The 24,972-nt window shown below is 38.2% G+C and carries 26 protein-coding genes; 14 read left to right on the top strand and 12 right to left on the bottom strand.

All coding sequences use genetic code 11. The annotated features are described in order from the left end of the window. Positions 1-60: 60 nt before the first annotated feature. From LG329_RS12335 to LG329_RS12310, 6 genes are all read right to left on the bottom strand, one after another. On the bottom strand, positions 61-441 hold the full coding sequence (locus tag LG329_RS12335; RefSeq protein ID WP_404451124.1) for an SET domain-containing protein: 381 nt from the start codon (positions 439-441) through the stop codon (positions 61-63). Between the two features lie 493 nt (positions 442-934). After that, positions 935-1,444, bottom strand: a complete 510-nt coding sequence (locus LG329_RS12330) for a MarR family transcriptional regulator (RefSeq protein WP_404451123.1) — start codon at positions 1,442-1,444, stop codon at positions 935-937. Between the two features lie 50 nt (positions 1,445-1,494). Next, on the bottom strand, positions 1,495-2,340 hold the full coding sequence (gene thiD / locus LG329_RS12325) for a bifunctional hydroxymethylpyrimidine kinase/phosphomethylpyrimidine kinase (protein WP_404451122.1): 846 nt from the start codon (positions 2,338-2,340) through the stop codon (positions 1,495-1,497). A 19-nt stretch (positions 2,341-2,359) separates the two neighbouring features. Beyond that, complete coding sequence (locus tag LG329_RS12320) at positions 2,360-2,845, bottom strand: DUF456 domain-containing protein (protein ID WP_404451121.1); 486 nt, start codon at positions 2,843-2,845, stop codon at positions 2,360-2,362. Positions 2,846-2,857: 12 nt separating this feature from the next. Next, the gene (locus LG329_RS12315) at positions 2,858-3,478 is read right to left on the bottom strand and encodes a glycerol-3-phosphate acyltransferase (RefSeq protein WP_404456645.1); all 621 of its coding nucleotides are present in this window, start codon (positions 3,476-3,478) and stop codon (positions 2,858-2,860) included. A gap of 356 nt (positions 3,479-3,834) precedes the next feature. Further along, positions 3,835-6,033 (bottom strand): MMPL family transporter, encoded by a 2,199-nt coding sequence (locus LG329_RS12310; RefSeq protein ID WP_404451120.1) that lies wholly within the window; start codon positions 6,031-6,033, stop codon positions 3,835-3,837. Between the two features lie 134 nt (positions 6,034-6,167). Here LG329_RS12310 and LG329_RS12305 point away from each other — a divergent pair, with 134 nt between their 5' ends. Then, a complete protein-coding gene (locus LG329_RS12305) occupies positions 6,168-6,737 on the top strand; it encodes a M15 family metallopeptidase (RefSeq protein WP_404451119.1) in 570 nt (189 codons plus the stop codon). Between the two features lie 1,023 nt (positions 6,738-7,760). On the opposite strand, the gene ytzI is transcribed toward LG329_RS12305, so the two are convergent. The 3 genes from ytzI to LG329_RS12290 are packed head-to-tail and all read right to left on the bottom strand — an operon-like array spanning position 7,761 to position 9,295. Then, entirely contained in the window at positions 7,761-7,922 is a 162-nt protein-coding gene (ytzI, locus tag LG329_RS12300) for a YtzI protein (protein WP_404451118.1), read from the bottom strand. Positions 7,923-7,939: 17 nt separating this feature from the next. After that, positions 7,940-8,368 carry a GNAT family N-acetyltransferase gene (locus tag LG329_RS12295; RefSeq protein ID WP_404451117.1) on the bottom strand — a complete coding sequence of 143 codons (429 nt, stop codon included), beginning with the start codon at positions 8,366-8,368 and terminating at the stop codon, positions 7,940-7,942. A gap of 12 nt (positions 8,369-8,380) precedes the next feature. Then, positions 8,381-9,295, bottom strand: coding sequence for a ketopantoate reductase family protein (locus tag LG329_RS12290; protein ID WP_404451116.1), 915 nt, complete (start codon positions 9,293-9,295; stop codon positions 8,381-8,383). A 435-nt stretch (positions 9,296-9,730) separates the two neighbouring features. Between LG329_RS12290 and ehuB the strand changes: the two genes are divergently transcribed. The 4 genes from ehuB to ehuA all read left to right on the top strand — a co-directional run bounded on the left by ehuB (position 9,731) and on the right by ehuA (position 13,184). Continuing rightward, the gene (gene ehuB, locus LG329_RS12285) at positions 9,731-10,633 is read left to right on the top strand and encodes an ectoine/hydroxyectoine ABC transporter substrate-binding protein EhuB (protein WP_404451115.1); all 903 of its coding nucleotides are present in this window, start codon (positions 9,731-9,733) and stop codon (positions 10,631-10,633) included. 212 nt (positions 10,634-10,845) lie between these two features. Next, positions 10,846-11,472 (top strand): amino acid ABC transporter permease, encoded by a 627-nt coding sequence (locus tag LG329_RS12280; RefSeq protein ID WP_404456642.1) that lies wholly within the window; start codon positions 10,846-10,848, stop codon positions 11,470-11,472. Beyond that, on the top strand, positions 11,472-12,173 hold the full coding sequence (gene ehuD, locus LG329_RS12275) for an ectoine/hydroxyectoine ABC transporter permease subunit EhuD (RefSeq protein WP_404451114.1): 702 nt from the start codon (positions 11,472-11,474) through the stop codon (positions 12,171-12,173). Before LG329_RS12280 ends, ehuD begins: the two co-directional genes overlap by 1 nt. Before the next feature lie 240 nt (positions 12,174-12,413). Continuing rightward, positions 12,414-13,184 (top strand): ectoine/hydroxyectoine ABC transporter ATP-binding protein EhuA, encoded by a 771-nt coding sequence (gene ehuA / locus LG329_RS12270; protein ID WP_404451113.1) that lies wholly within the window; start codon positions 12,414-12,416, stop codon positions 13,182-13,184. 112 nt (positions 13,185-13,296) lie between these two features. On the opposite strand, the gene murB is transcribed toward ehuA, so the two are convergent. The 3 genes from murB to LG329_RS12255 all read right to left on the bottom strand — a co-directional run bounded on the left by murB (position 13,297) and on the right by LG329_RS12255 (position 16,051). Then, complete coding sequence (murB, locus tag LG329_RS12265; RefSeq protein ID WP_404451112.1) at positions 13,297-14,217, bottom strand: UDP-N-acetylmuramate dehydrogenase; 921 nt, start codon at positions 14,215-14,217, stop codon at positions 13,297-13,299. Positions 14,218-14,317: 100 nt separating this feature from the next. After that, the gene (locus tag LG329_RS12260; RefSeq protein WP_404451111.1) at positions 14,318-15,133 is read right to left on the bottom strand and encodes an alpha/beta fold hydrolase; all 816 of its coding nucleotides are present in this window, start codon (positions 15,131-15,133) and stop codon (positions 14,318-14,320) included. Positions 15,134-15,250: 117 nt separating this feature from the next. Then, positions 15,251-16,051 carry a histidinol-phosphatase HisJ family protein gene (locus tag LG329_RS12255; RefSeq protein ID WP_404451110.1) on the bottom strand — a complete coding sequence of 267 codons (801 nt, stop codon included), beginning with the start codon at positions 16,049-16,051 and terminating at the stop codon, positions 15,251-15,253. 103 nt (positions 16,052-16,154) lie between these two features. Here LG329_RS12255 and hisZ point away from each other — a divergent pair, with 103 nt between their 5' ends. From hisZ to hisC, 9 genes are all read left to right on the top strand, one after another. Next, positions 16,155-17,405 (top strand): ATP phosphoribosyltransferase regulatory subunit, encoded by a 1,251-nt coding sequence (gene hisZ, locus LG329_RS12250; protein WP_404451109.1) that lies wholly within the window; start codon positions 16,155-16,157, stop codon positions 17,403-17,405. Then, positions 17,406-18,032: an ATP phosphoribosyltransferase gene (gene hisG / locus LG329_RS12245; RefSeq protein ID WP_404451108.1), complete on the top strand. Its 627-nt coding sequence runs from the start codon at positions 17,406-17,408 to the stop codon at positions 18,030-18,032. 6 nt (positions 18,033-18,038) lie between these two features. Beyond that, positions 18,039-19,310 carry a histidinol dehydrogenase gene (gene hisD, locus LG329_RS12240; RefSeq protein ID WP_404451107.1) on the top strand — a complete coding sequence of 424 codons (1,272 nt, stop codon included), beginning with the start codon at positions 18,039-18,041 and terminating at the stop codon, positions 19,308-19,310. Positions 19,311-19,811: 501 nt separating this feature from the next. Then, positions 19,812-20,396: an imidazoleglycerol-phosphate dehydratase HisB gene (gene hisB / locus LG329_RS12235; RefSeq protein WP_404451106.1), complete on the top strand. Its 585-nt coding sequence runs from the start codon at positions 19,812-19,814 to the stop codon at positions 20,394-20,396. 174 nt (positions 20,397-20,570) lie between these two features. Next, on the top strand, positions 20,571-21,176 hold the full coding sequence (hisH, locus tag LG329_RS12230) for an imidazole glycerol phosphate synthase subunit HisH (RefSeq protein ID WP_404451104.1): 606 nt from the start codon (positions 20,571-20,573) through the stop codon (positions 21,174-21,176). Further along, positions 21,173-21,895 (top strand): 1-(5-phosphoribosyl)-5-[(5-phosphoribosylamino)methylideneamino]imidazole-4-carboxamide isomerase, encoded by a 723-nt coding sequence (hisA, locus tag LG329_RS12225; protein ID WP_404451103.1) that lies wholly within the window; start codon positions 21,173-21,175, stop codon positions 21,893-21,895. Before hisH ends, hisA begins: the two co-directional genes overlap by 4 nt. Continuing rightward, positions 21,885-22,658: an imidazole glycerol phosphate synthase subunit HisF gene (hisF, locus tag LG329_RS12220; RefSeq protein ID WP_404451102.1), complete on the top strand. Its 774-nt coding sequence runs from the start codon at positions 21,885-21,887 to the stop codon at positions 22,656-22,658. Before hisA ends, hisF begins: the two co-directional genes overlap by 11 nt. Further along, complete coding sequence (gene hisIE / locus LG329_RS12215; protein WP_404451101.1) at positions 22,649-23,284, top strand: bifunctional phosphoribosyl-AMP cyclohydrolase/phosphoribosyl-ATP diphosphatase HisIE; 636 nt, start codon at positions 22,649-22,651, stop codon at positions 23,282-23,284. The genes hisF and hisIE overlap by 10 nt, the downstream gene beginning before the upstream one ends. Then, positions 23,277-24,356, top strand: a complete 1,080-nt coding sequence (gene hisC / locus LG329_RS12210) for a histidinol-phosphate transaminase (RefSeq protein WP_404451100.1) — start codon at positions 23,277-23,279, stop codon at positions 24,354-24,356. The genes hisIE and hisC overlap by 8 nt, the downstream gene beginning before the upstream one ends. Positions 24,357-24,972 lie beyond the last annotated feature (616 nt).

Genomic DNA, 24,972 nt, shown 5'->3' with positions numbered 1-24,972 from the left:
AGGAGATTCCTGCCGCTTATGATTATTTTATACCTAATAATTTATGACCCCATCCAAAGTTCAATCAATTACATCAAACCATAATGGAGATTTATCTTCTGCATCTTCATTGTAATTAATCGTGATTTCTTCACCATCCCCAATGTCATCAATTGCAAAAAAATCGATTGATTGATTATCTAAATTATTTTCAAATCTAACATTTGGTGTGTATGAATGATTAAATAACGATCCATACCCTAGGGCAATCGCAGTATGCTCGTAATTTTCACCCCAAGTAAAACAGTAATCAAAGAGAATTGTTTCCTTCAAATATTTCCATTCGCTTTTAAGTACTATTAAAACAGGTGACACCTCAATTAGTTCACCTGTTTTAATAGTACGTGCAGCGTATACACCTCGACCATATTTCCCAGTATCTTTTATACACAATGTTTCCAATGTTAATAACTCCTCCCCTAATCAAAAACAAGAATAGTACTTTGTGGCCTACATTCTATGCTATGTACATCATTTAATTATGGAGTGATTTTTTCAATATTAAAACTTCCGCTTGACATTAAAGTCTTGATCAAGCAGAAGTAGCTGATTTCGAGATCGTTTTTTTCCTGGCTCTATTATTCCTTGTCTTTTGTTTCTTTTGCTTCATTTGTTTCTTCCGTTGATGTAGAGTCTGTTGAAGTTGATTCCGCCTTTTTATCAGAATTATTATTGCCTTTTTTTCCTTTCGGCATTGAATTGCCTCCTTTTTACACTAGAATTAAGACATTTTATTCAAAATTTCCCTTTATGTGCCGGCATCTATCACTGCTTTTCGCATCTTTCGATATATATATATAAAGCAAGCGACCCCCATTGTTACAGGTTTCACTTGCTTTAATACTTAGCATCCTATTTTAGATAAATCACATCGAACCGCAACGTATTTCCAATGTTAATCAGTGCCTTCTTCGTCGTTCCCTCTACCCTGATCAGGTTTGTTTAATGTAGATGCCAGAATCGTCAAACCTTCCTTTACCTTTAACTTCTCATCTTCAGACATTAATTCTAACGCATTCTTTATTTTTACATGACCCTTTTTATATAGTCCCCGAAAAATAGTAAGCGTTTTTTCACCAAGCTCTACATAAACGGTTCGACGATCTTCCTGCGAATGAACACGCTTAACAAAACCCTCTTTTTCCAACCGATCTAATAAACCAGTCATGTTCGACATGGATGCTCCCATAGAGGTGGCAATTTCACTCACCTTCAATCGCCCCTTGTTGTTTAACAGCATTAATATCTTCATTTGCGGCATGCTTAAATCAAGCTTCATCCATTCCGAAACGTCGCCGAGTCCAGCTCCAGTTAAAACTTCCATATATAAGGACCACAGTTCATTTTCTTCCTTATTTAGTATGTTGGTATCTATTGCTTTTGAATCATGTATGTTGTATTCCATTTTCTCACTTCCGCCGCTTTTAATTGTTCATATTTTATAGTTAATCGCAATTAATTTTCACCCACAGTTTTGTCTACTATAATCCGATGCGCTTCCCCCTGCGTACGCCGTGCTGCATGATAAGTTGGACCTACCAATTCCGTATAAGAAAATCCATAATCAATCGCAGTTGTCACAAAGCCCTTAGCCGCTTCAACAGCTTCATGTATGGAATTTCCTTTTGCAAGTTCCGCGGTAATTGCAGCGGAATAGGTACATCCTGCTCCACTAGTATGTACCGTATCAATCCGTGGAGCCTCAAATGTTATGAATTGCGAACCATTATACAACACATCAACAGCGGGTCCCTCTAGTCTTCCACCTTTAACCAGGACATATTTCGGACCTAATTCATGTAAATCCTTGGCTGCTTGTTTCAAATCTTCCACACATGTTAACGTGCGCCCATCTAACAAGAAAGATGCTTCTGGCATGTTCGGTGTAATAATCGTAGCCATAGGTAATAACTGCATCTTCAATGCATCAATCGCATCATCCTCTAATAATTTTGAATCAAGCTTCCCGACCATTACTGGATCAATGACAACATGTTCTACATTCGAATCCCTAATAATTTCCGCGGTTTTCTCAATCACTTCTTTTGAAAAAAGCATACCTGTTTTAAGAGCGTCGACACCAACCTGATTAGTTGCTGTAGCACATTGCGCTTCGATTGCTTCAATGGTTTGCGGATGAACGTTCTTCTTTGTTTCTGGATGTCTTGCAACGATTGCTGTTATAACACTCATTCCATATACATCTAATTCTTGAAACGTTTTTAAATCTGCCTGGATTCCAGCACTACCACCAGCAGCGGAACCAGCGATTGTTAGTACTCTAGGTGGTTTGATCATCATACAATATCCTTCTTTCTATTTAAAAGATCACAACAAATACGAACCATGCAATCATGATAACCTGTATCACGACTTTCGCTACCGCACCGCTTAAGAACCCAATAAGCGAACCAATTGATGCACGGAACGCATCTTTTATTGTCCGTTTTTGAACCATTTCAACGATAAGCACTGTTACAAATGGTAAAATTAATATACCAAATGGTGGAATAATAAATGATCCAACTATTACAGCAATACCTGCAAAACGTTCCCCCCATTTACTTCCACCGAATTTCTTCACAAAATAACTATTTGCAATGATATCGGAAACAATGAGTACGGCAGTCAGGATAACCATACTAATCCAAAAAATCATGCTTAACTCATCAGGATTGATCACAAAATGATACAATAGGTACCCGACCCATATTACAAGTGGGGAAGGGATAATTGGATAAATAATCCCCACAAAACTCAAAACAAATAACGCAATAATTACGATCCATATAAGAATATCTACCATAGTTACCTCCAATTAGGCTGTTTTTTTAAAAAGACTTGATAATTTCGTTTCTTCTTTTGAAATAATGCGTTTATAATTCTCTTTATGCATAATCATGCTTATAACAAATAAAACAAACGCAATAAATGCTGGAACCATCCAGAAGTAATAGAACGTTGTCACTACAAATGAAATGTACATAAGCAACACACCTACTACTAAATAATCCGTCAACAATGTAAAGACCACTAAAGCACCTATACAAATGACAGCTACTTTCCAATCAATAGCTAGAAAAGCTCCTACAATTGATGCTGTCCCTTTTCCACCTCTAAAATTCATGGTAATCGGATAATTGTGGCCGACAATGATAAATAATACATTAATATAAATAAGTAATGTCTTTGTATCTCCAGTTATCCCATTTTCATTAATTATATATAATAAAAATAATATCGATAAAGTAGCTTTGAAAATATCTATAATGGCTACAATGACTCCGAATTTCCACCCTAATAAAATCGTTGTATTTGAAGCACCTGAGTTTTTTACCCCAGATTCTTTTATATCAATCCTTTTATACTTCCCGACTAGCTGCGATCCATGAATACATCCAATCAGATAACCGATTAACATACTTAGAATGTACAAAATCTAATCCCCCCTCTATCTTACTATAATCGTAGCATCAACTGGTTTTGGATACATCATTTTTCAAAAATTCTTCTTTACTTTATTACGCACTTCCTCCAAAAAAGTTTCATTACCTGCGCCACCAAGTACTTCCTTCCAGACACCATGTTAGCGGAGGAAATACTCGAAGACTCCTGCGGAAACAGCGAAGACGATGAGACCCCGTAGTGAGCGGTTTTTGCTCGCGAGGAGGCTCAGCGCGAGCCCGCGGAAAGCGAAGTGTATTTCTGGAGCGGTATGCTATGACACAGTTTATATCTATTCTTTCAAGAGCAACAATTTTTACGAAAACAACCTAAAAGAAAAGACCCAAGAAATTAATCTTGAGCCTTTTGTTTAGCTTCATATTTTGGTTTGTACGGCCAGAAGCTATATTTACCTAACTTCATGACAATTGCAGGTAGCAAAATCGATCGTACTAAAAATGTATCAATCATAATTCCTACCGCAACGGTAAATCCAAACATATACAGTAAAAGTAGCGGTTGCGTCATTAGTACAGCGAATGTTGCGGCGAGTACTAATCCAGCTGAAGAAATTACTCCACCTGTATGTGCGAGTCCTTTAAAAACAGCTTCTTTAATAGGATAATCATCCACATACTCTCTAATCCGCGACATTAACATGATATTATAATCAACACCGAGCGCTACCAAGAAAACAAAGGTATATAGCGGAATACTGTAGCTCATATCATAGTACCCCATGAAATTTTCAAAGATAAATGTGCTTAAACCAAGTGCTGATAAATAGGAAATTAATATTGTTAAAATCATATATATCGGTGCGATTAATGACCCAGTCTGGAATCCTAGCATAATGGTAATAAGAACTGTGACAATTGAGGCTACAACGATTAGATCGCGGTTATTTATTTCGCGTGTATCTAACTGTTTTGCTGTTTCACCTGCAAAATATATGGAGGCATTTTCAAAACCACTGGATTGCAATAGCTCTTCTTTGTTTAAAAGTATATCCTCTAAATTGTTAATCGCTTGTGCTTCATACGGATTGCTTGAAAAAACTAATTCGAGCTTCGCATACTTCCCATTATCAGATAAGTATGTTGCCGGCATAGCAGGCTGTTGCTTTTCCAAAGTTGGAGTAACTTTAGCCACACCTTCTTTTTCATTCAAATTCTCTTTTAAATTGGCAAGCTTTTCTACATCAATTTTTCCGTCGTCAGTATGAACGATAACAGGTGTAGGAGCCAGTTCTCCTGGTGCAAAGTTTTCCTCTAAATGTTCAAATCCAACGCGGGAAGGTAAATCCTCTGGGAATGATTTTAGTAAATTAAAAGTATAACTGATATTCCCAATGTTGAGTGCTGCGATTGTTAAGAAAATCAGAATCGTTCCACCTAACAATGCTGGAAAACGTGTTACAAAATGTGCAATTTTCCACCATATTCCCTTTTCCTTTTGTATCGCTTCGACCTTTGGAATGATTGGCCAGAACGATTTTCTCCCAACAAGAACAAACATTGCAGGTAAAAGTGTTAATCCAGCAGTAAGGATAATAACCATTGCCACAGCAAATATTGGGCCAAAGTCATGATACGTTTGAAAAATCGCGAATAACAATACAAGCATCGCACCAATTACGGTTGCACCACTGAAAAATATAGGCACCCCCACCTGCTTCATCCCAGTACGCATCGCGATATTTTTATTTTCCCTCTTGTGTAATTCCTCCCTGAACCTTGCAATAATAAACAAGGAGTAATCTGTCAGTGCTGCAAATAATAGAATCGACATAATGGAGATTGATTGGGTATCCATATTTAGTCCATAGGATCCGAGAATCCCAAGCACTCTGTCGGCAACCATATAGACAATCCCAGCCGCAATTAAAGGGATAATTGCTAAGATTGGTGACCGGTAAATTACAATTAATAATACGAAAATTAATGCAACTGTTGAAAGAATCAGCACAACATCTGCATTTTTAAAAAGTGCAGTTGAGTCAACAGCAATACCAGCTGGGCCTGTAATAGTCAGTTGGAGCTGGTCACTTTCAATAACCGTGCTTGATAGTTTTTCTATCTTTTCCAGTGTTGACTTAAGCTCTTCAGTTCTTAAATCACCTTGTAGAACAATCGGTAAGAATAATGTTGTCTGATTTTCCGAAATAAATGAAGCAGCAGCTGGTTGTGGCAATTTAGAAAAAGGAATCATTTCTTTGACATTAGCTAATTCATTATCCTGTTTCTCAATAATTTTTTGGCTAAAGCCTTTAATCGACTGTATTTCCCCTTCAGTGATACCTGATTCATTATAAAAAACTAAAATTCCAGGTGTTCCTGAACTACCAAAGTATTCACTAGCGATTTCCTGTGCCTCACTGTACTGTGAATCCTCTGGTAAACCTGTTTTATTTGTGTTCTCACTAAATTCACTCGTACCTGGTGCAAACAAAGATAATGCAGTTGCCACTAAAATCCAGGCAAGCAATACAATTTTGGCGCCCTTTTTATCGGAAGAAAAACCTGTAATAGCATCTAGAATTCTTTTCAATCCAATCCCTCCACGTATGATTCACTTAAACTATATACTTCACTTTAAATTAACTATCAATCATTGTAAATTGATATGACCTTTTCAACTCTGGTATGATAAAGATAATATAATGAATAAGGAGAACTATTTGATTGAAAAAAATAAACAAAGATATCCTGACATGGATAATCATCATTGTATTTTTTACAGCAATTGTTTTTTTATATAACAAATTAAATGATAGATATATAGAATTAGGTGATGATGCATCCTTACCAATGGAACTCCATCCTATTGTGAAACAAAAGAAGGACAAACTTCTTGAAAAAACAGCTTCCATAGGAATTGATGTAGTTATTACAGAAAAATGGCGTTCTAAGGAGCAACAAAATGAATTATATGCACAAGGACGGATGTCCAGTGGAAACATTGTTACACATGCTGAAGGTGGCGAATCGTATCATAATTATGGCTTAGCTTTTGATTATGCAATACGCAATGAGGATGGTAAAGTCATTTGGGACATAACGTATGACGGAAATCATAATGGTAAGAAGGATTGGTTTGAATCTGCAAGAATTGCCAAAGACTTAGGATTTGAGTGGGGCGGTGACTGGGCTAACTTCAAAGACTACCCACATTTACAAATGGATTTCGGATTAAGTATTAGTCAGCTGCAAAAAGGTTTACGACCAAATATCAAGGAAGAAAAGAAAAAATAATACTTGTTCAACGTATTAGTTGTGAGCAGTATTATTGCTATACATTATTTAGATACAAAAAGACCACGTCATTACTAACGGGTTCCGTTACCTATTGCAAAGATTAAAAGCGTAACGTAAAACGACCATCAATATGTATGCTAAATTGATGGTCGTTTTTTTGTTGGCGTAATAGTATTTTCGGTTTAATATAAAGGCCCTTTTCGTACGCATTGTTGCTTTTCATCTTCATAGTTGATATAAACTGCGACATAGCATACCGCTTCGGAAATACAATTCGCTTTCCGCGGGAGTCTACGTGTATTTCCTCCGCTAACATGGTGTCTGGAAGCAGTACTTTGTAGCTTCTTTCACTATTATGGCAGTTGATTTTCGCTGCGGACAGTTGACTCCTGCGGGAACAGCACGAGTCTGAAGACCCCGCAGCGGTGGTCTTCGAGGCTACTGAAAAAGTTAAATATAGTACTAAATATGTGGATCCACTATCGCATATTCGAAATGCTAAGTTAAGGTGTAAAGTTAAATTTTTAAAATCCACCACTTTTTCAGTGGCCTCGTGGGCTTCCGCGAGGAGGCTGAAGCCGTGCCCGCGGAAATCAACCAGCAGTTACGTTGCAATATATATCTATTCTCTTATAAAGCAACAATCTTTGGGAATCCAGCCAATATAAATTAAAATCATGGTGTAATTTGTAACCTGATTTTTCACGTTACAATAGCCAGTGTAAGTCTACATTTAGACCTACATTTTCGTATGCAAATAAGGAATACCCAAAATTCCGCGGACTTCAGATACGTTATTTGTATAAAACAACCGATATTAAGGTATTAACGGACACCAGGTTCTTTATTTGGGAGGAATACCCCTATTTTACTTTGATATATGTTAAATAGGGGATTGTATGGCCGCATACCTCCTCAAAGTCACTGTTTTAATAGAAATAGCGAATCGTATGTCCGCCAGTTCAAATTAATATTTTGCAATAGGAAACAGATCCTATTATGATTACGCGGTCTTTTTACTCATTGATTATTTGTTTTATCTTCACCATTTTGCTCATTATCATGATCCTCTGGCAATGCGTCAATCGAATGTTTATATGCATAGCCTTTATTAATTGTGATTAGTGTCAAGATTAATACTGCCAGGATAATTCCAATTCCTAAAACTATATAACCCGTCATACGTGTTACCCCTTTACTTACTTTATATATTTTACATAGTAATTATTCTCTGTCTTCCAGCCTTTCTGTTCGAAGAAGTCAATAACCTCCCGCTGTTCCTGAGAAATGTCAACCTGCATAAACGTCATACTTTTTCGATTTGCTACTTGTTCCATCTTTTTGTACAGATGTTCATTAAGTCCTTTTTTCCTGTATTCGGAATCAATGGTGAATTTCTTAACGTCAATCCCTCTACTCTCCACATCAATTGTGAAAAAGATCAACGCTAGTACTTCACCAGACTTTTCCACAACAAACCATCTAGTGTCCACTTTGAGAAGCGATTCATTATATAAGTCTTGTTCTATTATACTATCCTTTTCATTTAGATGCATGTTCCTTTGGGAACTAGTTAACTGGTTAATTACTTTATAATCACTTTCCTGTGCTTCTCTAATTTTATACATGAATATAACTCCTTATTGGTTCTCAAAAGGCTTGATTAAACCATGGATTGTTTCTGTATACGGCATCTCTACGCCAACTGCTTTTGCTAATCGGATTGCACCACCATGTAAATGATCCACTTCCAGCATCAACCCTTTTCTACGGTCCTGATGCATCGATGAAGTCGAGTCAGCTGGTAAGCTGAGCATTTTATCTTTAGCAGCTTCCACTTCCTCTTCTAGGATTTCTACGTTATAGGCTTTTGCTAAAACTTTCATCTCATGTAAAATCATTTCTGTAATACGAAATGTATCACTTTCTTCCCGTATTGATCCAATCGATAAATTAGCAGCAGTCGTAACACCGGAAAATGCAGTAATAAACATATATTTCTTCCATAGTTCTTTTAAAATAGCCTCATTGTTATTTCCATCAATTTTTGTTTTCTCCATCAAATCGTCTAAATTCTGGCATATAGTTGTTTGTGTTGGTTGGAGTTGCCCGAAAATCAGGTTATCAAAATCACTTGAATGGATAACGTGCCCCTCTTCATTCAATGTTGCAATAATAAATGAAAGACCCCCTAGAACAAAATCTTTTCCAAGTTGATCCTGTAACATGCTAATATGTTCGATACCATTTAATACAGGTAATACATATGCCCCATTTCCCGTTAGAGTTTTCAAGCTATCCTTTGTTCCTTGGATATGGTAGCCTTTTACACTTACTAAAACAAGATCAGCATGTTTAATTTCTGTTACATCTGTCACGATCTTAGGATTATCTATCTTGTAATCACCTTTTGGACTTGAAATCTTGATTCCGTTTTCCTGTATTTGCCTGGCGCGTTTTTCCCGAACTAAAAAGGTTACATTTGCCCCACTCTCATGAAAGCGACTTCCAAAATATGCTCCAAGTGCTCCTGCACCAATTATTACAATATCCATAAAATCCCCTCCAAATAATCCTACTTATTAGTTGTTATCGTACCTTTTTTATAGCTGATTTGTCTATTATCTACTTTATATATGCGTTTTTTTAATATACATGTAATTAAAAGCAAATATGAAGCATATCCAAGTAAATGATAAGATACGTTAGAAATTAATGGAATGACATAGCTTAATAGATTTATAGAACATATTTGCCAATTTATTTAAAATTATCAAAATATATCGTATTTGAGAAAGAATTGAAATATCGATAATATTAAAGAGTGTCTGCTTCAACTATATATCACGTACATAACATGATATTTTTTTTCGAGTGAATCAGGTTATATATACCTAGTTTATTCGTCACAGTTCAGCATCAATTTAAGCAAAGCATTGACCAAAATTGCAATGCTTTTTTTTCAAAATTTAAGGGGGGGCTTTTAAGACATGAGAAAATTATTAATCTTTTCTGTACTTTGTTTTTCATTAATTCTACTTGCAGCATGTGGTTCCGAGGAGTCTAGTGGTTCAGGTGGAGAAGGAGAAGGAGAAGGTAGTGAGGATTTATTAACAACTTTGAAAGAGAAAGGTACAGTTACAGTTGGATTTGCGAATGAAAAACCATACGCATACCAAGAAGACGGTGAATTAAAAGGCGCTGCAGTTGATATCGCTGAGGCGGTCTTCAAAGAGCTTGGAATTGATACAGTTGAAGGTAAATTGGCAGACTTTAGTCAGCTAATTCCGGGTCTAAATGCAGGGAAATTTGATGTTATTACAGCTGGGATGGCAATAAACCCTGACCGTTGTGAAAATGTCGACTTTGGTGCACCCGAGATGATGTATGGGGAAGGATTAGTCGTTCAAGCTGGAAACCCATTAGATCTTCACAGTTATAAAGATATTGCAGAGAATCCAGACGCAACTGTATCCATCATGCAGGGAGCTACAGAGAATGAGTATGTTAAATCTGAAGGTGTAAGTCAAGATCAAATTCAAAGCGCACCAGATATCCCAGCAACATTCTCAGCAGTATCATCTGGACGTGCGTCTGCAACAACTGGTACAGAAATGTCACTCAAAATGGCTTTAGAAACATCTGAGTCAGATAATTTAGAGTTCATTACCGACTTTGAGCAACCTGATATTAAAGGTATTCCAAGTTACGGTGCTGCAGCATTTCATAAAGATAGTGACACACTACGTGAAGCATATAATGAAAAGCTAGCTGAACTAAAAGAAGACGGAACAGTAAAGAAACTTTTAGAAGCAAACGGCTTTAGTGCTGAAAATAATTCAGTACCGGCAGATATCACTACAGAAGGTGTATGCAGCGGTGAACAATACTAAAAATTGGGCCTTTTAACATATTAGAACGCCTTAAATTTTCTACATTTCTACTTAATAAAGGCTTATACTTTCTTAAAGTATAAAGCATAGACTCCATAGGGTCCGGCTCCCCCACCCAGGGGGGTCAGACCCTATGCTTTTTGTTTTAAAAATATAACAACAAAGAAGGAGTGATTACCATCGATGCAATAATTGAAATTTTCCCCATTTTAATGAAAGGTGTAGAAATTACAGTTAAGGTACTTCTAGCCTCGATAGTATTAGGGTATCTAATGGCATTTATTGCAGGGTTTTGCCGCCTTTCAAATAACGTTATTCTCCGTAAGTTCACTGGCTTCTATGTAGAAGTTTTTCGTGGGACATCTTTAATCGTACAATTATTCTGGCTTTACTATGCATTACCTATTTTATTTGGTATCGAAATAGGTAGTGATTTCTGGGCTGGTGTACTTGCCATTTCATTAAACTACGGAGCATACATGTCTGAAGTTGTTCGTGGTTCGATTTTAAATGTCGCAAAAGGACAAACGGAAGCTTCTACAGCACTAAACATGTCGCGTTTTCAACGCATGAGATTTGTAATTTTCCCTCAAGCCCTTAGAATGATGCTTCCTGAATTCGGAAACTATCTTATTCTGATGTTAAAATCTACATCACTGGTATCATTAATAGGCTTGGCAGATATTTTATATTACGGAGATCTGTTGAGAAGCTCTAATCTTTCTCAAGCACCAACAGTCTATTTGTTGGTTCTAGTATTCTATTTCATTCTTGCTCTACCATTAATTTGGCTTACAAAGAAAATGGAAAGTGCTTCTAAGAAAGGGGTGGCAAGCTAATGGGTAATTGGAGTTGGGATGTATTTCTCGAAGCTTTCCCTGTAGTATTAGAAGGTTTAGCCATAACCGTTGCATTAACAATTGCATGTTACTTATTTGCATTAATCTTTGGATTCTTTTGGACACTTACGAGGCAAATACCAATAAGACCAATTAGATGGGTTTTATTTTGGATAATGGAATTTATTCGTTCCACCCCACCTTTGGTACAATTATTCTTTATCTATTACGCATGGCCAATGGTACCTGTTGTCGGAGTAACATTGGATCCATTTACAAGTGCGGTACTAGGTCTGGGTATTCACTATAGCACGTATATTGGAGAAGTGTATCGAACCGGAATTGAAGGTGTGGACAAGGGACAGTGGGAAGCATCCAGAGCATTAAACTTTTCTACCAGAAGAAAATGGACAAAGATAATTTTGCCACAAGCTATACCTCCTACTATTCCAATGCTAGGAAACTATTTAATTATTATGTTTAAAGAGGTTCCATTAGCATCAACTGTAGGTGTTGTAGGTATTCTCGCTATGGCAAATAACTATGGTGCTCAGCACTGGAAGTATCTAGAGCCACTAACAATTGTGGCAATCCTATTCCTAGTGTTAAGTTATCCATCTGCAATATTAATTAATAAACTTGAACGTAAATTCAATCGACGTTTTGATAAAAAAGCACCAACAGGAAGTAAAGCAAATTAAGAAGAAAAGCGGAGCGGGCTGTTTCCCATAACGGCGGATATATTTTCGAAACGGCCGATATATTTGAAGATTGGCCGGTATTCTTGAAAATCAGCTGTTATATTCGTGGATTGGCGGATATCGACTCGTTCAACGAAAACTTTTTCTTATAAAAACAACATATTAGGCAATTAGATCAGCAAACAACCGTAAAAAACGTATAACTTCCGACTTAAAAGAACGAAAAGGAGTAGTGATGTAATGTCTGAACCTATTGTAAGATACCAGGATGTCCATAAGGCTTTTGGAGATGTAGAAGTACTAAAAGGAATTAATTTGGATATTAAACCAGCTGAAAAGGTTGCAGTTATAGGTCCAAGTGGTTCTGGTAAAACAACCATTATTCGCATGCTGATGACTTTAGAACAACCAACAGCAGGTAGCATTATTGTAGATGGAAAAAATCTATGGCACATGAAAAAGGGCGAGCAGCTTGTCCCAGCAAATGAAAAGCATTTACGTCAGGTACGCGGTGATATCGGGATGGTTTTTCAACACTTCAACCTATTCCCGCACATGACCATTTTAGAAAACTGTATGACTGCCCCCATACATGTACAAAGGGAAGATAAAAAGGCTGCTAAACAACGTTCGATTGAAATGTTAGAAAAAGTTGGACTTGGCGATAAGCTGGATAATTATCCAAGCCAACTTTCAGGTGGGCAAAAACAACGTGTGGCAATGGCCCGTGCTTTAGTTATGCGACCTAAAATAATGTTGTTTGATGAGGTTACATCGGCATTAGATCCAGAGTTAGTCGGCGAAGTACTTGAGGTAATACGCGAAATTGCCAAAGAAGGTGAAATGGCGATGGTGCTCGTTACACACGAAATGGAATTCGCCCGTGATATTGCGGATCGAATCTTATTTCTGGACAATGGTGTCATTGCAGAAGAAGGACCACCAATTGAAGTTCTAGAGAATTCCGAGAACGAAAGGCTGCAGAGCTTTTTACATCGGTTTAGGACATAAGAAACGAAAAGCTGACCCATGGATGAAAATCCTGGGATCAGCTTTTTATTTTACCCTTAAGTTTAACTATGCATATCCTTTAACTTGTCGCTAACAAATATCCACAACTTCTCTATTTCAGGTCTTCTCCAATTATCTTAACTTCACGTTCCAGACTTACCCCGAACTTTTCTTTCACAGTGTCTTGAACAAAATGAATAAGGCCTATATATTCCTCTGCAGAAGATTTGTCTATATTCACGATAAACCCAGCATGCTTCTTAGATACTTGCGCTCCTCCTATTTGCTTCCCTTGGAGACCACTGTCCTGAATCAATTTCCCAGCAAAGTAGCCTGGTGGCCGTTTAAACACGCTACCACAAGATGGATACTCCAGAGGTTGCTTGGATTCTCTTTTAAACGTTAGATCATCCATAATTGATTTAATTTCGTCATAGTCCCCTCTTTTCATGGAAAATGTTGCTTCTAACACAATATATCCATTATCAGGAATGTTACTGGTACGGTAATCCAAGTCTAAATCCTCTGCTGAAAGCTCAAGCAAATTGCCTTCTCGGTCCACCACCAAGGTACTTTCTAATACATCCTTGATTTCACCGCCATACGCACCCGCATTCATGAAAAGCGCTCCACCAACAGAACCTGGAATCCCACATGCGAACTCAAGCCCTGTTAGGCTTTGAGCTAGTGCCGCGCGTGATGTATCAATAATTCTTGCACCACTTTGTGCTACTATTGTTGTATTGTCAGTTTGAATAGATGTTAATTGCTTCAGATTTAATACGATTCCACGGATCCCACCATCTTTAACAATTAAATTAGAACCATTGCCGAGTAATGTGAATGGTAATTTTTCCGTGTTGGCAAACTTAACTATATCCTGTACTTGTTCATAAGTTTCAGGAGTTACAAAATAATCTGCCTTCCCACCTAATCGTGTATATGTATGTTTGTTCAAGTGTTCATTCACCATCACATTTTTCTCAGATGTAATTTCAATTAATTTTTCATACGTATGATGATAATTTTCCACTCAAATCATTCCTTTTAGAAATATTGACCTATTCTGCCACAAGGCGAAAAGTCTTAGATTTTTTTATAATAATTTCGTACGACTATACTATTCGACGTTTTTAATGATCGTGCCAAAGAAATGACTTTATCAAGTGATCTACTCGTTGATTTTCATGTAATTCACTGTGTCCCAATTCATTGTTTTCGATCATAATTGTTTCCAATTGATCCGGTGCTATAATCATTCGTAATGCATTCACGCTTTTTGGCATTGCTACTGTATCGCCAGTGCTGCCAATGTTTAATACCTTTAGATCACCTGGGATTGTTTGTTTAGTCGAGCGTAGCAATTGTAATGCTGCTGAATCTGGTTTCAGGTCGGTTGCAGCTGCATCGCGATTAATTTGGAAATAGGTTTGACTGTATATACCATCAAAAGGACTACCAATAGTTATGAGTTTTTCAGTTGCAGGATACAGACTGTCGTCCTGGTATTCCTCAATATATTTGACTGAAATTAAGCCACCCATGGAATGGCCAACGATGTTTACTTTATCGATGTTATACTGTTTTTTCATATGATGCAGAACAAATGACAGCCATTTAGCACTATCTTCAAAGCTTGCACGGTTATTTTCAAATATTACCTGAATAAGAACTGGCTCCGTCTTTCCTTTATTCAAGTTGAAAACTCTTATATCTCCTTCACTCGATACCCGGTAAATAAGCGCTTTATTTCCCCAGTTATACTTTTCTTCAAAACGGTACAACATGTTGCCAAATGAGTTAAATGTCCCTTTATATCCATGAACAAAAACAGTCGCAGGCGAAGGATGTTCCTGTGATTCAGCTTCATTAGGCATATAGGTAATTACAGCCATACTAACAATGAAGATTATGAAAGCTGTCATTCGTATAATGTATTTCTTTTTCAACAATCTTACTCCCCTACCTACTATGTTTATGTTTAGCATTTTAAGTTTAGAATAAACCAATCAGTATATATTATATCATTTAAAATACTTAAATGCCTTAGCATTAGAGGGGAAATTTTAAGCTTTTATATTCTTTATAGCATGAAATGTGGGAACTTGGTTTTCATAAGATGCAATATAACGAAAACCTATTTGTTCTAATAATTCAAGTGATTCCTTGAACTGAAACGAAATGGTTTGTTCAGCGTGTGAATCTGACCCTAACGTAATTATTTCTCCACCCAAGTCAACATATAATTTCAAAATATCGATACTTGGCATCCCATTATTTAAACCATATCGAATACCTGATGTATTTAGTTCTATCCCTTTCCCATCATAAATTATTTGTTTAAATATTGCAGATATAATGTCAAAAAAATCATTACCTGTTGGTTCTGCTTTGTATCGTTTTACCAGATCCATATGTCCAAGTATAGAGTACTTTTGATAATTTTTTACACAATAAAGTAACTCATTGTAATATGTTTCATAGGCCTCCACTGTTGTCATATCTTTGAAGAATTCACCTGAATGCAGATCTTTTTTATTTGCTGTATGCATGGAACAGATGACGAAATCAAAGGATTCTTTTCCCATCAATTGTTCATAGCGATCTAGCAAATGCGGCTGAACCCCTATTTCAACGCCTTTTTTAATCTTAATAAAATCGTAATACCTATCCTGTAGTTGTTTTATTTTTGTATCATAGCTTGATAGATTTAAGTCAAAATCAATCGTTGGATCTGGATATTCATAATCGATATGCTCTGTGAAACAAATTTCTTTAAGGCCTAACTTAATAGCACGATCAATACTTCTTTCCATAGGTGTATCACAATCAGCGGAATAATTACTGTGAACATGGTAATCAAACATAAACTCACTCCTTGTGTTGACTTTTTCTTTATTACCTACTATACTATCAAATAACTTTAATTAGATAAAGCGATAAAGCAATAAAGTGAAAAGGGTGATTATCTTGAACCAAACTAGTATTGACCGTTCAGATGGTTTGAGTACAGGTGAGTTCTCTAAAAAAGCATCCCTGTTTCGTATCATAAAAAATAATTTTTCAACTTTTGGTTACAGCGAAATAAAAACACCGACATTTGAATCCTATGATTTGTATCAATCGATTACAGGGACTGTTGAGCCTGACAGCATGATAAAGATAATTGATCCTTCTGGAAAAGTACTTGTTATGCGTCCGGATGTCACAATACCAATCACGAAGATGCAAGTGTCCGCAGCTTCTCCTATACCGCTCTCAAACCAACGCCTTTTCTATATAGAAAATGTTTTTCGGATGTCTGATGAGCAACAAGGGAAAAAAGAATGGACACAGGCTGGTGTGGAAAATTTTGCACCAAGCTCCACTGAAACAGATTCGGAAGTCATTACTTTAGCAGCCCAGATTTTACGTAGTTTAGGATTTGATTCGATTCGAATCCAAGTTGGCTTAGCAAGCTTCTTTCGACCATTATTAGAACAGGTTTCACTTACTGAAACTGAAAGAAAGGAGCTGCAATCGCTCATTCGGGCAAAAAATATATCGGAGTTGGAACTTTTTTTAGCTGAACGAGAGTTACCCGAAGCCTTATGTCAGCTACTTATACAAATCCCATATTTATATGGCGAATTTAATGAAGTAATTGAAAGTGCTAAAGCTCTTTCATTAAGTGGTTCCATGTTAGAAGAAATACGAAAACTAGAAGCATTACACCACATGTTAGAGCTATACAAAGTGGATAAATACGTATCACTTGATTTAGGTCTGATCAATCATATGGATTATTACTCAGGCATTATTTTTCAGGGGTATGTAGAAAACGTAGGAAAACCAGTATTGATGGGTGGAAGATACGATCAACTAGCATCACAGATGGGACGCGCACTCCCAGCAATCGGCTTTGCATGTGATAGTGATGCATTACTTGAAGCACTTACTCAAAATAACCTTTTCAAACCTGACATACCACATATAGATGCAGTGCTGACATATGATGGCAAGCGACAAAAGGAAGCAATTCAAACTGCTGAAATGCTAAGGGAGAATGGATTACGTGTCATTGTTACGTCACAATCTGAGGATGCCTTTTTATTAGAAGGAACAATTATCATTCGATACAAAAATTCGGAACAAGTAGTTGAGGGTATTCGAGGGACCACATCATTTTCTAATTCTCATAATCTATTGGAACTGCTTTTACGCAACAAGGAGGAAATATAATTGGATTACCTAACTCTAGCCCTTGGGAAGGGGCGAACAGCAATACAGGCAATTGATTTGTTATCTCAAGCGGGTATCCAGTTTGAAGATTTTCACCCTAAATCTAGGAAGTTAATTTTCTATGATCATACCATGGGAATAAAAATGGTTTACGTGAAAGCAATAGATGTTCCTACTTATGTGGACACCGGTGCTGCTGACCTTGGTATTGCCGGAAAAGATAATATCCAGGAATCAAATTCAAATCTATATGACATGATGGATTTAAAATTGGGTGCATGTCAATTTGTAGTTGCAGGAGTAGATAAACAGACTTATACCGAAAAACAAAAGCTAACTGTTGCTTCTAAGTATCCGAGAATAGCGTCTTCATTTTTCCAAAAGAAAGGAAAACAGATCCAAACGATTAAACTAAATGGCTCTGTAGAATTAGCACCTTTAATTGGAATGGCTGATGTAATTGTAGACATTATGGAAACTGGAACCACACTAAAAGAAAACGGATTAAGCGTATTTGAAACAATTGATCAAATTAGCACACGACTCATTGTCAATAAAGCAAGCTTTGCGACAAAGTCAACCCGTATTCATGACATATTAAATCGACTACGAAATGTATTGGGGTGATAAAAAATGAAAGTCGTAACGAAATCGGAGTTTTTATCAAAGAAGAGCAGTTCAACTGGGATCAAGCATAAGCAATCAGTGCGCATGCGTGTCGAACAAATTATTACTGCAGTGAGTGAGCAAGGTGACAAAGCTCTGTTCGATTATACAAAGCAATTTGATGGTGTTTCGCTCACCGACCTACAAGTCAGTCAACAGGAAATGAAAGATGCACGTGAATTAGTTGGTGAATCCTTTATCCAGGCACTTAAAGAAGCACAGAAAAATATCACCACCTTTCATAAGGCACAAGAACAAAACTCCTGGTTCATTGGCGAACAAAGTGATGTGTATGTAGGACAAAAGGTTACCCCTCTTGAGCGTGTAGGTGTCTACGTACCTGGTGGAAAAGCTGCATATCCTTCTACAGTTCTCATGAATGTAATTCCTGCTAAACTCGCAGGCGTTCCGTCCATTAGCATTGTCACACCGCCACAAGCAAATGGAACAATAAATCCATATGTCCTTGTAGCAGCACAGGTAGTTGGTGTTGATCGAATTTATAAGATTGGTGGCGCTCAGGCTATCGCTGCCCTAGCCTATGGAACAGAAACGATTGAAAAGGTAAACAAAATCGTGGGTCCAGGTAATACCTATGTAGCCCAGGCAAAAAAAGTGGTTTATGGCGATGTATCGATTGATATGATTGCTGGTCCAAGTGAGATCTGTATTGTTGCTGACGCATCTGCAAACCCTCGTTTTGTTGCTGCAGACTTACTCTCTCAAGCAGAACATGACGAAGAAGCTAGCGCAATATGCATCGCTACTTCTGAAGAGCTAGCAGAGGCTATCCAGACAGAAGTAACATTGCAGACGGCTGATCTTGATCGAAAAGATATTATCCAAGTGTCACTAGAACGTAACGGACGCATGATTGTTTGCCCAACGCTTGATGAAGCCTTTGAGGTTGTAAATGAAATTGCACCTGAACATTTGCAGCTCATGATCAGTGATCCCTATAACGCTTTATCTGAGATTAAAAATGCGGGAGCAATATTTTTGGGGAATTATTCACCAGAGGCATTAGGAGATTATTTCGCTGGACCTAACCATACGCTACCCACAAATGGTACAGCCGCATTTGCTTCTCCGCTTGGCGTTTACGATTTTGTTAAAAAGTCGAGTGTCATTCAGTATACGCAAAGTGCACTCTCTGCCGCGGCCGACTCCATCGTTACATTGGCTGAGGCTGAAGGATTAACCGCACACGCGAACGCAATACGAGTTAGAAAAGGTTAAGCTCTTATGATTTAAATACCTGTCTGTATTCCCAAAGACAGTTGATTTATAAGAGAATAGATATATATTGCGACGTAACCAAAAATCATGTTCAGTTCCCTGCGACCGCTCCGGAAATACACTTCGCTTTCCGCGGGCTCGCGCTGAGCCTCCTCGCGAGCAAAAATCGCTCACTGCGGGGTCTCATCGTCTTCGCTGTTTCCGCAGGAGTCTTCGTGTATTTCCTCCGCTACATGGTGTCTGGGAGCAGCACTAAATAGCTCCTTTCACTATTATGGCAGTTGATTTTCGCTGCGGACAGTTGACTCCTGCGGGAACAGCACGAGTCTGAAGACCCCGCAGCGGTGGTCTTCCGCGAGGAGGCTGAAGCCGTGCCCGCGGAAATCAACGGTCAGCAGCGGAAATCAACCAGCAGTTACGTCGCAGTCATCAACTATGAAGATGAACAGCAACAATGCGTATGAAAAGAGCCAAATATTTTAACAAGAAAGGATGGGGAACATGCGAACAGGCACGATTGAGCGAAAGACAAATGAAACATTCATAAAAGCTAATTTCCAGGTTGACGGGAATGGGAATTCCACCATACATACAGGTGTTGGATTTTTAGACCACATGTTAACACTCATGACCAGACACGGATTGTTCGACCTTAGCCTTACATGTGAAGGCGACCTTGAAATTGACCAACATCACTCAGTTGAAGATATTGGGATTGTATTAGGTCAGGCTTTTGATCAAGCTTTAGGTTCGAAAATTGGCATTAACCGCTATGCAACGACTACAACACCAATGGACGAAGCACGGTCCACCATCTCCATCGATATCAGCGGGCGATCTTTTCTGGTTTTTAAAGTAGATGGAATGAAGGATAAAGTTGGTGACTTCGATACAGAGCTTGTCGAGGAATTTTTCCTGGCGTTTGTTCGCCACGCTAACCTCACACTTCATATCGAATTAGACTATGGAAAAAATAGCCATCATATAATCGAAGCAATTTTTAAAGGATTTGGTAGGACACTTGATGAAGCAACGCGGGAAAATCCTAGGATCAAGGGTGTTCCGTCAACAAAAGGCAGCCTATAAAGGGTGTTCAAAAAGTCATCCAATGATAAACGTCGAATTTCTTCGTTGGTTTGTCTTTCCGGTCCTCATGTAGGAATACCCTACATTCCGGTCCTCAGGACTACACCGCCTTGAACTTCTTGTTTCTAATTTGCCAACTTTATGAACACGTACTTATAAAAAGGAGACATCGTAATGATTGCAATTGTAGATTATGGCGCTGGAAATTTAAAGAGCTTGCAGTTTGCTTTTGATAAATTGGGTTTAAAAACATGTATTACATCTGATGAAAAGATTATTAAAGCAAGTGATGCAATTATTTTACCTGGTGTAGGTGCATTTAATGATGCAATGAAGGCGCTCAATGCACAAGATTTAATTGACGTGCTCACACGAGAAGCATCATCAGGTAAACCCTTCCTCGGCATTTGTTTAGGCATGCAACTGTTATACGACCTGAGCTTTGAGGATGGAGAATGGAACGGACTCGAGTTACTAGACGGAAAAATTGAACAAATTGCACCGACTGTTAAGGTGCCACATATGGGTTGGAACACATTGACACATCATCAGGAAAGTCCAATTCTTAAAAATATCGAAAATGACGCATATGTTTATTTCGTCCATTCCTATTTTGCATCTGAATGGATGAAAGAGTCACTTGTAAGCAGTTGTGTTTACGGTGACCTAGTACCAGCGATAGTACAAAAAGATAATGTAGTTGGTATGCAGTTTCATCCAGAAAAAAGTGGCCAAACAGGTCTGCAGCTTTTAAAGAATTTCGGGGAGATGATTTCATGATACTTTTTCCAGCAATTGATATTCGAAATGGCAAGTGCGTGCGCCTTACCCAAGGTGACTATGACCAAGAACAAATTTATAGTGACTCTCCGGTAGACATTGCAAAACAATGGGAAAGCGAGGGTGCAACTTACATTCACATCGTTGATTTAGATGGAGCAAAAACTGGTGAAATGACCAATTTAACAACGATAGAGGCAATTGTTAAATCCATTCAAATCCCTGTCCAGATAGGTGGCGGTATACGTTCGTTACAGAGCCTAGAGGATTACCATTCAATCGGTGTATCCCGAATGATAATTGGTACAGCCGCAATTAATGATAAATCCTTTTTACGCGCTGCACTATCGACCTATGGAGATAAAATTGCTGTCTCTATCGATGCACGTGATGGCATGGTTGCAACAAACGGATGGATTCAAACCAGTGATATCAAAGCAGTTGATCTGGTAAAAGAATTAGATCTACTTGGTGTGAAAACCATTATTTATACAGATATTTTAAAAGATGGAATGCTAGCAGGACCCAATTTCCACGAGCTGGAAGTAATAAATAAGCTAACGAACCAGAACATTATCGCATCAGGAGGTATATCAAGCATGGATGATATTCACCTACTTGACACAATGGATATGTATGGGGGAATTCTCGGCAAAGCCTTATATAATGGTTCTCTCACATTAAGCAAACTCCTAAAAGGTGAAAAAAATGCTCGCTAAACGAATTATCCCATGCTTAGACGTAAACAATGGTCGGGTCGTAAAAGGAAAAAAGTTTCAGGACATACAGGACGTGGACGATCCAGTAAAACTCGCGAAACAATACAGTGATAAAGGTGCAGATGAACTTGTCTTTTATGACATTACAGCCTCAAGTGATAACCGGAATATTTTTCTGGATATTGTGGAAAAGGTCGCTGCTGAAATTACGATTCCATTTACTGTTGGTGGTGGAATTCGCACGGTTGACGATGTCCATCGGGTCCTTCGCGCTGGTGCAGATAAAGTCTCCATCAACAGTGCAGCTGTCAAAAATCCATCTTTACTGACGGAGGCTGCACTAAAGTTTGGGAGTCAATGCATTGTTCTTTCTATCGACACCAAAACAACTACTGAAAACGAATGCTCGGTATTTTTGAATGGTGGCCGGGTTAACACGAATATAAATGCAATTGAATGGGCTATTCAGGGCGAAAAGCTTGGTGCAGGTGAATTAGTTATTAATGCAATGGATGTCGATGGTGTAAAAGATGGCTACCATGTTTCATTGACAAAACAAATTGCTGAGCAGGTTAATGTGCCTATCGTTGCGAGTGGTGGAGCAGGAAAGATGGAACATTTTGCTACTATTTTAAATGAAGGTAAGGCAGATGCGGCACTTGCTGCGTCGGTATTTCATTATAATGAGATATCAATTCCAGACTTAAAAGACTATCTAGTTCGTAACAATATTGCGATAAGGAGCGTGAAAACATGCAAATAGATCAACTTAAATTTGATGAGAACGGCTTGATCCCTGCAATTATACAAGATGCCACCACTGGCGATGTGCTAATGCTCGGGTATATGAATCACGAATCCCTAACAAAAACAATGGAAGCGAATGAGACATGGTTTTATAGTCGATCTAGACAAACATTGTGGAATAAAGGTGAGACTTCAGGCAATAAACAATCCGTGCAAAAAATTACGTTTGACTGTGACGCTGACTCATTATTAATACAGGTAGACCCACAAGGTCCAGCATGTCACACAGGTGAAGATTCCTGCTTTTACCGCACACTTTATGCGAATAATCCAAACGAACGAAATGTGATTCATACACTAACCCAAAAAATTAATGAAAGACGGAGAAATCCAATTGATGGGTCCTATACAACCTATTTATTTAATGAAGGTATCGATAAAGTGTTGAAAAAAGTAGGCGAAGAAACAAGTGAAGTTATCATAGGCGCAAAGAATAATGATAAGCAAGAGGTCGTCTGGGAAATTTCTGACCTTACCTACCACACGCTTGTATTAATGGAGATACTAGGTGTGTCCATTAATGATATTAAGAAAGAATTGTATGGACGCCATATTCAAAAGGAAGGTAATCAACGTGAATAAATTTTGGAGCTCCGCTGTGTCGCGTACAGAACCTTATGTCCCTGGTGAACAAATCGAAATGGATGGTCTGCTAAAATTAAACACCAATGAAAACCCATACCCTCCTTCTCCAGAGGTAACGGAAGCAATTCAAGCTGAATTAAAGCGCAAATTGCATCGTTACCCTTCACCAAGTGTTGATTCATTGCGAAAAAAGATCGCTAATTATTATCACCTGGACTCGGAACAAGTTTTTGTAGGAAACGGATCGGATGAAGTACTTGCATTTAGTTTTATGGCTTTTTTTGAGCCAGGTAAGACGATTCGCTTCCCAAGCATCTCCTATAGCTTTTATCCTGTTTATGCGAAGTTGTTTGATATTCCGTATGAGGAGATCCCACTTAATCGTGACTTTTCATTAGCCATGGATAAATTTTTTCAAACAGATGGCGGTGTCATTTTCCCAAATCCAAATGCACCAACAAGTCTGTACCTGGACTTGAAACATATTACCGACATAATAGAAAATAACCCTAATCGTGTTGTCATTATAGATGAGGCATATATTGATTTCGCAAAAGAGTCTGCTGTAGGATTGGTTAATAAATACGAAAACTTACTCGTTGTACAGACCATGTCAAAGTCTCGTTCTCTTGCAGGTTTGCGTGTTGGATTTGCACTAGGGCATCCGGAATTAATCGAAGCGTTAAATCGAGTCAAGAACTCCTTTAATTCCTATACGCTTGATCGTCTGGCAATTGCCGGCGCTGAGGCTGCTATGATGGATGTTAATTATTTTAATGAAACAACCAGAAAAGTAACAAATACGCGGGAATGGGTTGCGGAAGATTTAAAAAAAATAGGGTTTTCATTGATACCGTCCGATACAAATTTTCTTTTTGTACAGCATTATAAAATGGATGCGTTCGATATTTATGCAAAGCTGAAAGAACAAAATGTTTTGGTTAGACATTTCAATAAAGCCCCAATTGATAATTATTTACGAATTACAATTGGAACAGATGATGACATGACCTTGCTGCTCAGCAAGCTTAACTCCTTCATTCATACGAAAAGCGTAGTAAGGCATTAATTCGGCCTTACTACGCTTTTTTATCGTCTACCAGGAAACTATAGATTTCGAAGGTGTGGATTACTGATGTGCATAAACAGCCACGTCCAGCTCCAGCACCTAGCCCGCCTGAGGTTTTAAGTCAAATCTCTTTGTGATAAGCTGTTTTCGTAAAGATTGTTGCTTTCGAGAGAATAGATATATACTACGACGTAACTGCTGGTTGATTTCCGCTGCGGACAGTTGCGCACCTTAGGGCACGGCTTCAGCCTCCTTGCCCGGCAAGGGGTATGCCGACGTTGTCCGCAAAGGACGGTTTTAGTCGGCCCTCATCTTCTACCACCGCTGCGGGGTCTTCAGACTCGTGCTGTTCCCGCAGGAGTCAACTTGTCCGCAGCTCCAATCAACTGCCATAATAGTGAAAGGAGCTATATGGTACTGCTTTCAGAAACCATATTAGCGAAGGGAAAACACGGAGACTCCTGCGGGAAAGCGAAGTGTTGAGACCCCGCAGTGAGCGTTCTTTGCGATCGAGGGGGCTCAGCAAGCCTGCGGAAAGCGTAGTGCTTTTTCCGCAGCGGTTGCAGGACACAGAACATGATTTTTGGTTACGTCGCAGTATATATCAACTATGAAG

The organism is Virgibacillus necropolis, assembly GCF_044793635.1.
In the GTDB taxonomy this organism is placed as follows: Bacteria; Bacillota; Bacilli; order Bacillales; family Amphibacillaceae; genus Virgibacillus_F; species Virgibacillus_F necropolis_A.
Note: the sequence above shows the minus strand (reverse complement) of the source record. Positions and strands in the feature narration are given on the sequence as shown.

What these genes read in the sequence shown, in the direction of transcription:
- LG329_RS12330 (WP_404451123.1), bottom strand. Translation starts at nt 1,444, where the DNA reads ATGGAATACAACATACATGATTCAAAAGCAATAGATACCAACATACTA.
- LG329_RS12280 (WP_404456642.1), top strand. Translation starts at nt 10,846, where the DNA reads ATGAAAGGTGTAGAAATTACAGTTAAGGTACTTCTAGCCTCGATAGTA.
- hisF (WP_404451102.1), top strand. Translation starts at nt 21,885, where the DNA reads ATGCTCGCTAAACGAATTATCCCATGCTTAGACGTAAACAATGGTCGG.
- ehuB (WP_404451115.1), top strand. Translation starts at nt 9,731, where the DNA reads ATGAGAAAATTATTAATCTTTTCTGTACTTTGTTTTTCATTAATTCTA.
- hisIE (WP_404451101.1), top strand. Translation starts at nt 22,649, where the DNA reads ATGCAAATAGATCAACTTAAATTTGATGAGAACGGCTTGATCCCTGCA.
- hisH (WP_404451104.1), top strand. Translation starts at nt 20,571, where the DNA reads ATGATTGCAATTGTAGATTATGGCGCTGGAAATTTAAAGAGCTTGCAG.
- LG329_RS12255 (WP_404451110.1), bottom strand. Translation starts at nt 16,051, where the DNA reads ATGTTTGATTACCATGTTCACAGTAATTATTCCGCTGATTGTGATACA.
- thiD (WP_404451122.1), bottom strand. Translation starts at nt 2,340, where the DNA reads ATGATGATCAAACCACCTAGAGTACTAACAATCGCTGGTTCCGCTGCT.
- hisB (WP_404451106.1), top strand. Translation starts at nt 19,812, where the DNA reads ATGCGAACAGGCACGATTGAGCGAAAGACAAATGAAACATTCATAAAA.
- ytzI (WP_404451118.1), bottom strand. Translation starts at nt 7,922, where the DNA reads ATGACGGGTTATATAGTTTTAGGAATTGGAATTATCCTGGCAGTATTA.
- LG329_RS12295 (WP_404451117.1), bottom strand. Translation starts at nt 8,368, where the DNA reads ATGTATAAAATTAGAGAAGCACAGGAAAGTGATTATAAAGTAATTAAC.
- ehuA (WP_404451113.1), top strand. Translation starts at nt 12,414, where the DNA reads ATGTCTGAACCTATTGTAAGATACCAGGATGTCCATAAGGCTTTTGGA.
- ehuD (WP_404451114.1), top strand. Translation starts at nt 11,472, where the DNA reads ATGGGTAATTGGAGTTGGGATGTATTTCTCGAAGCTTTCCCTGTAGTA.
- LG329_RS12320 (WP_404451121.1), bottom strand. Translation starts at nt 2,845, where the DNA reads ATGGTAGATATTCTTATATGGATCGTAATTATTGCGTTATTTGTTTTG.
- hisA (WP_404451103.1), top strand. Translation starts at nt 21,173, where the DNA reads ATGATACTTTTTCCAGCAATTGATATTCGAAATGGCAAGTGCGTGCGC.
- hisD (WP_404451107.1), top strand. Translation starts at nt 18,039, where the DNA reads ATGAAAGTCGTAACGAAATCGGAGTTTTTATCAAAGAAGAGCAGTTCA.
- LG329_RS12290 (WP_404451116.1), bottom strand. Translation starts at nt 9,295, where the DNA reads ATGGATATTGTAATAATTGGTGCAGGAGCACTTGGAGCATATTTTGGA.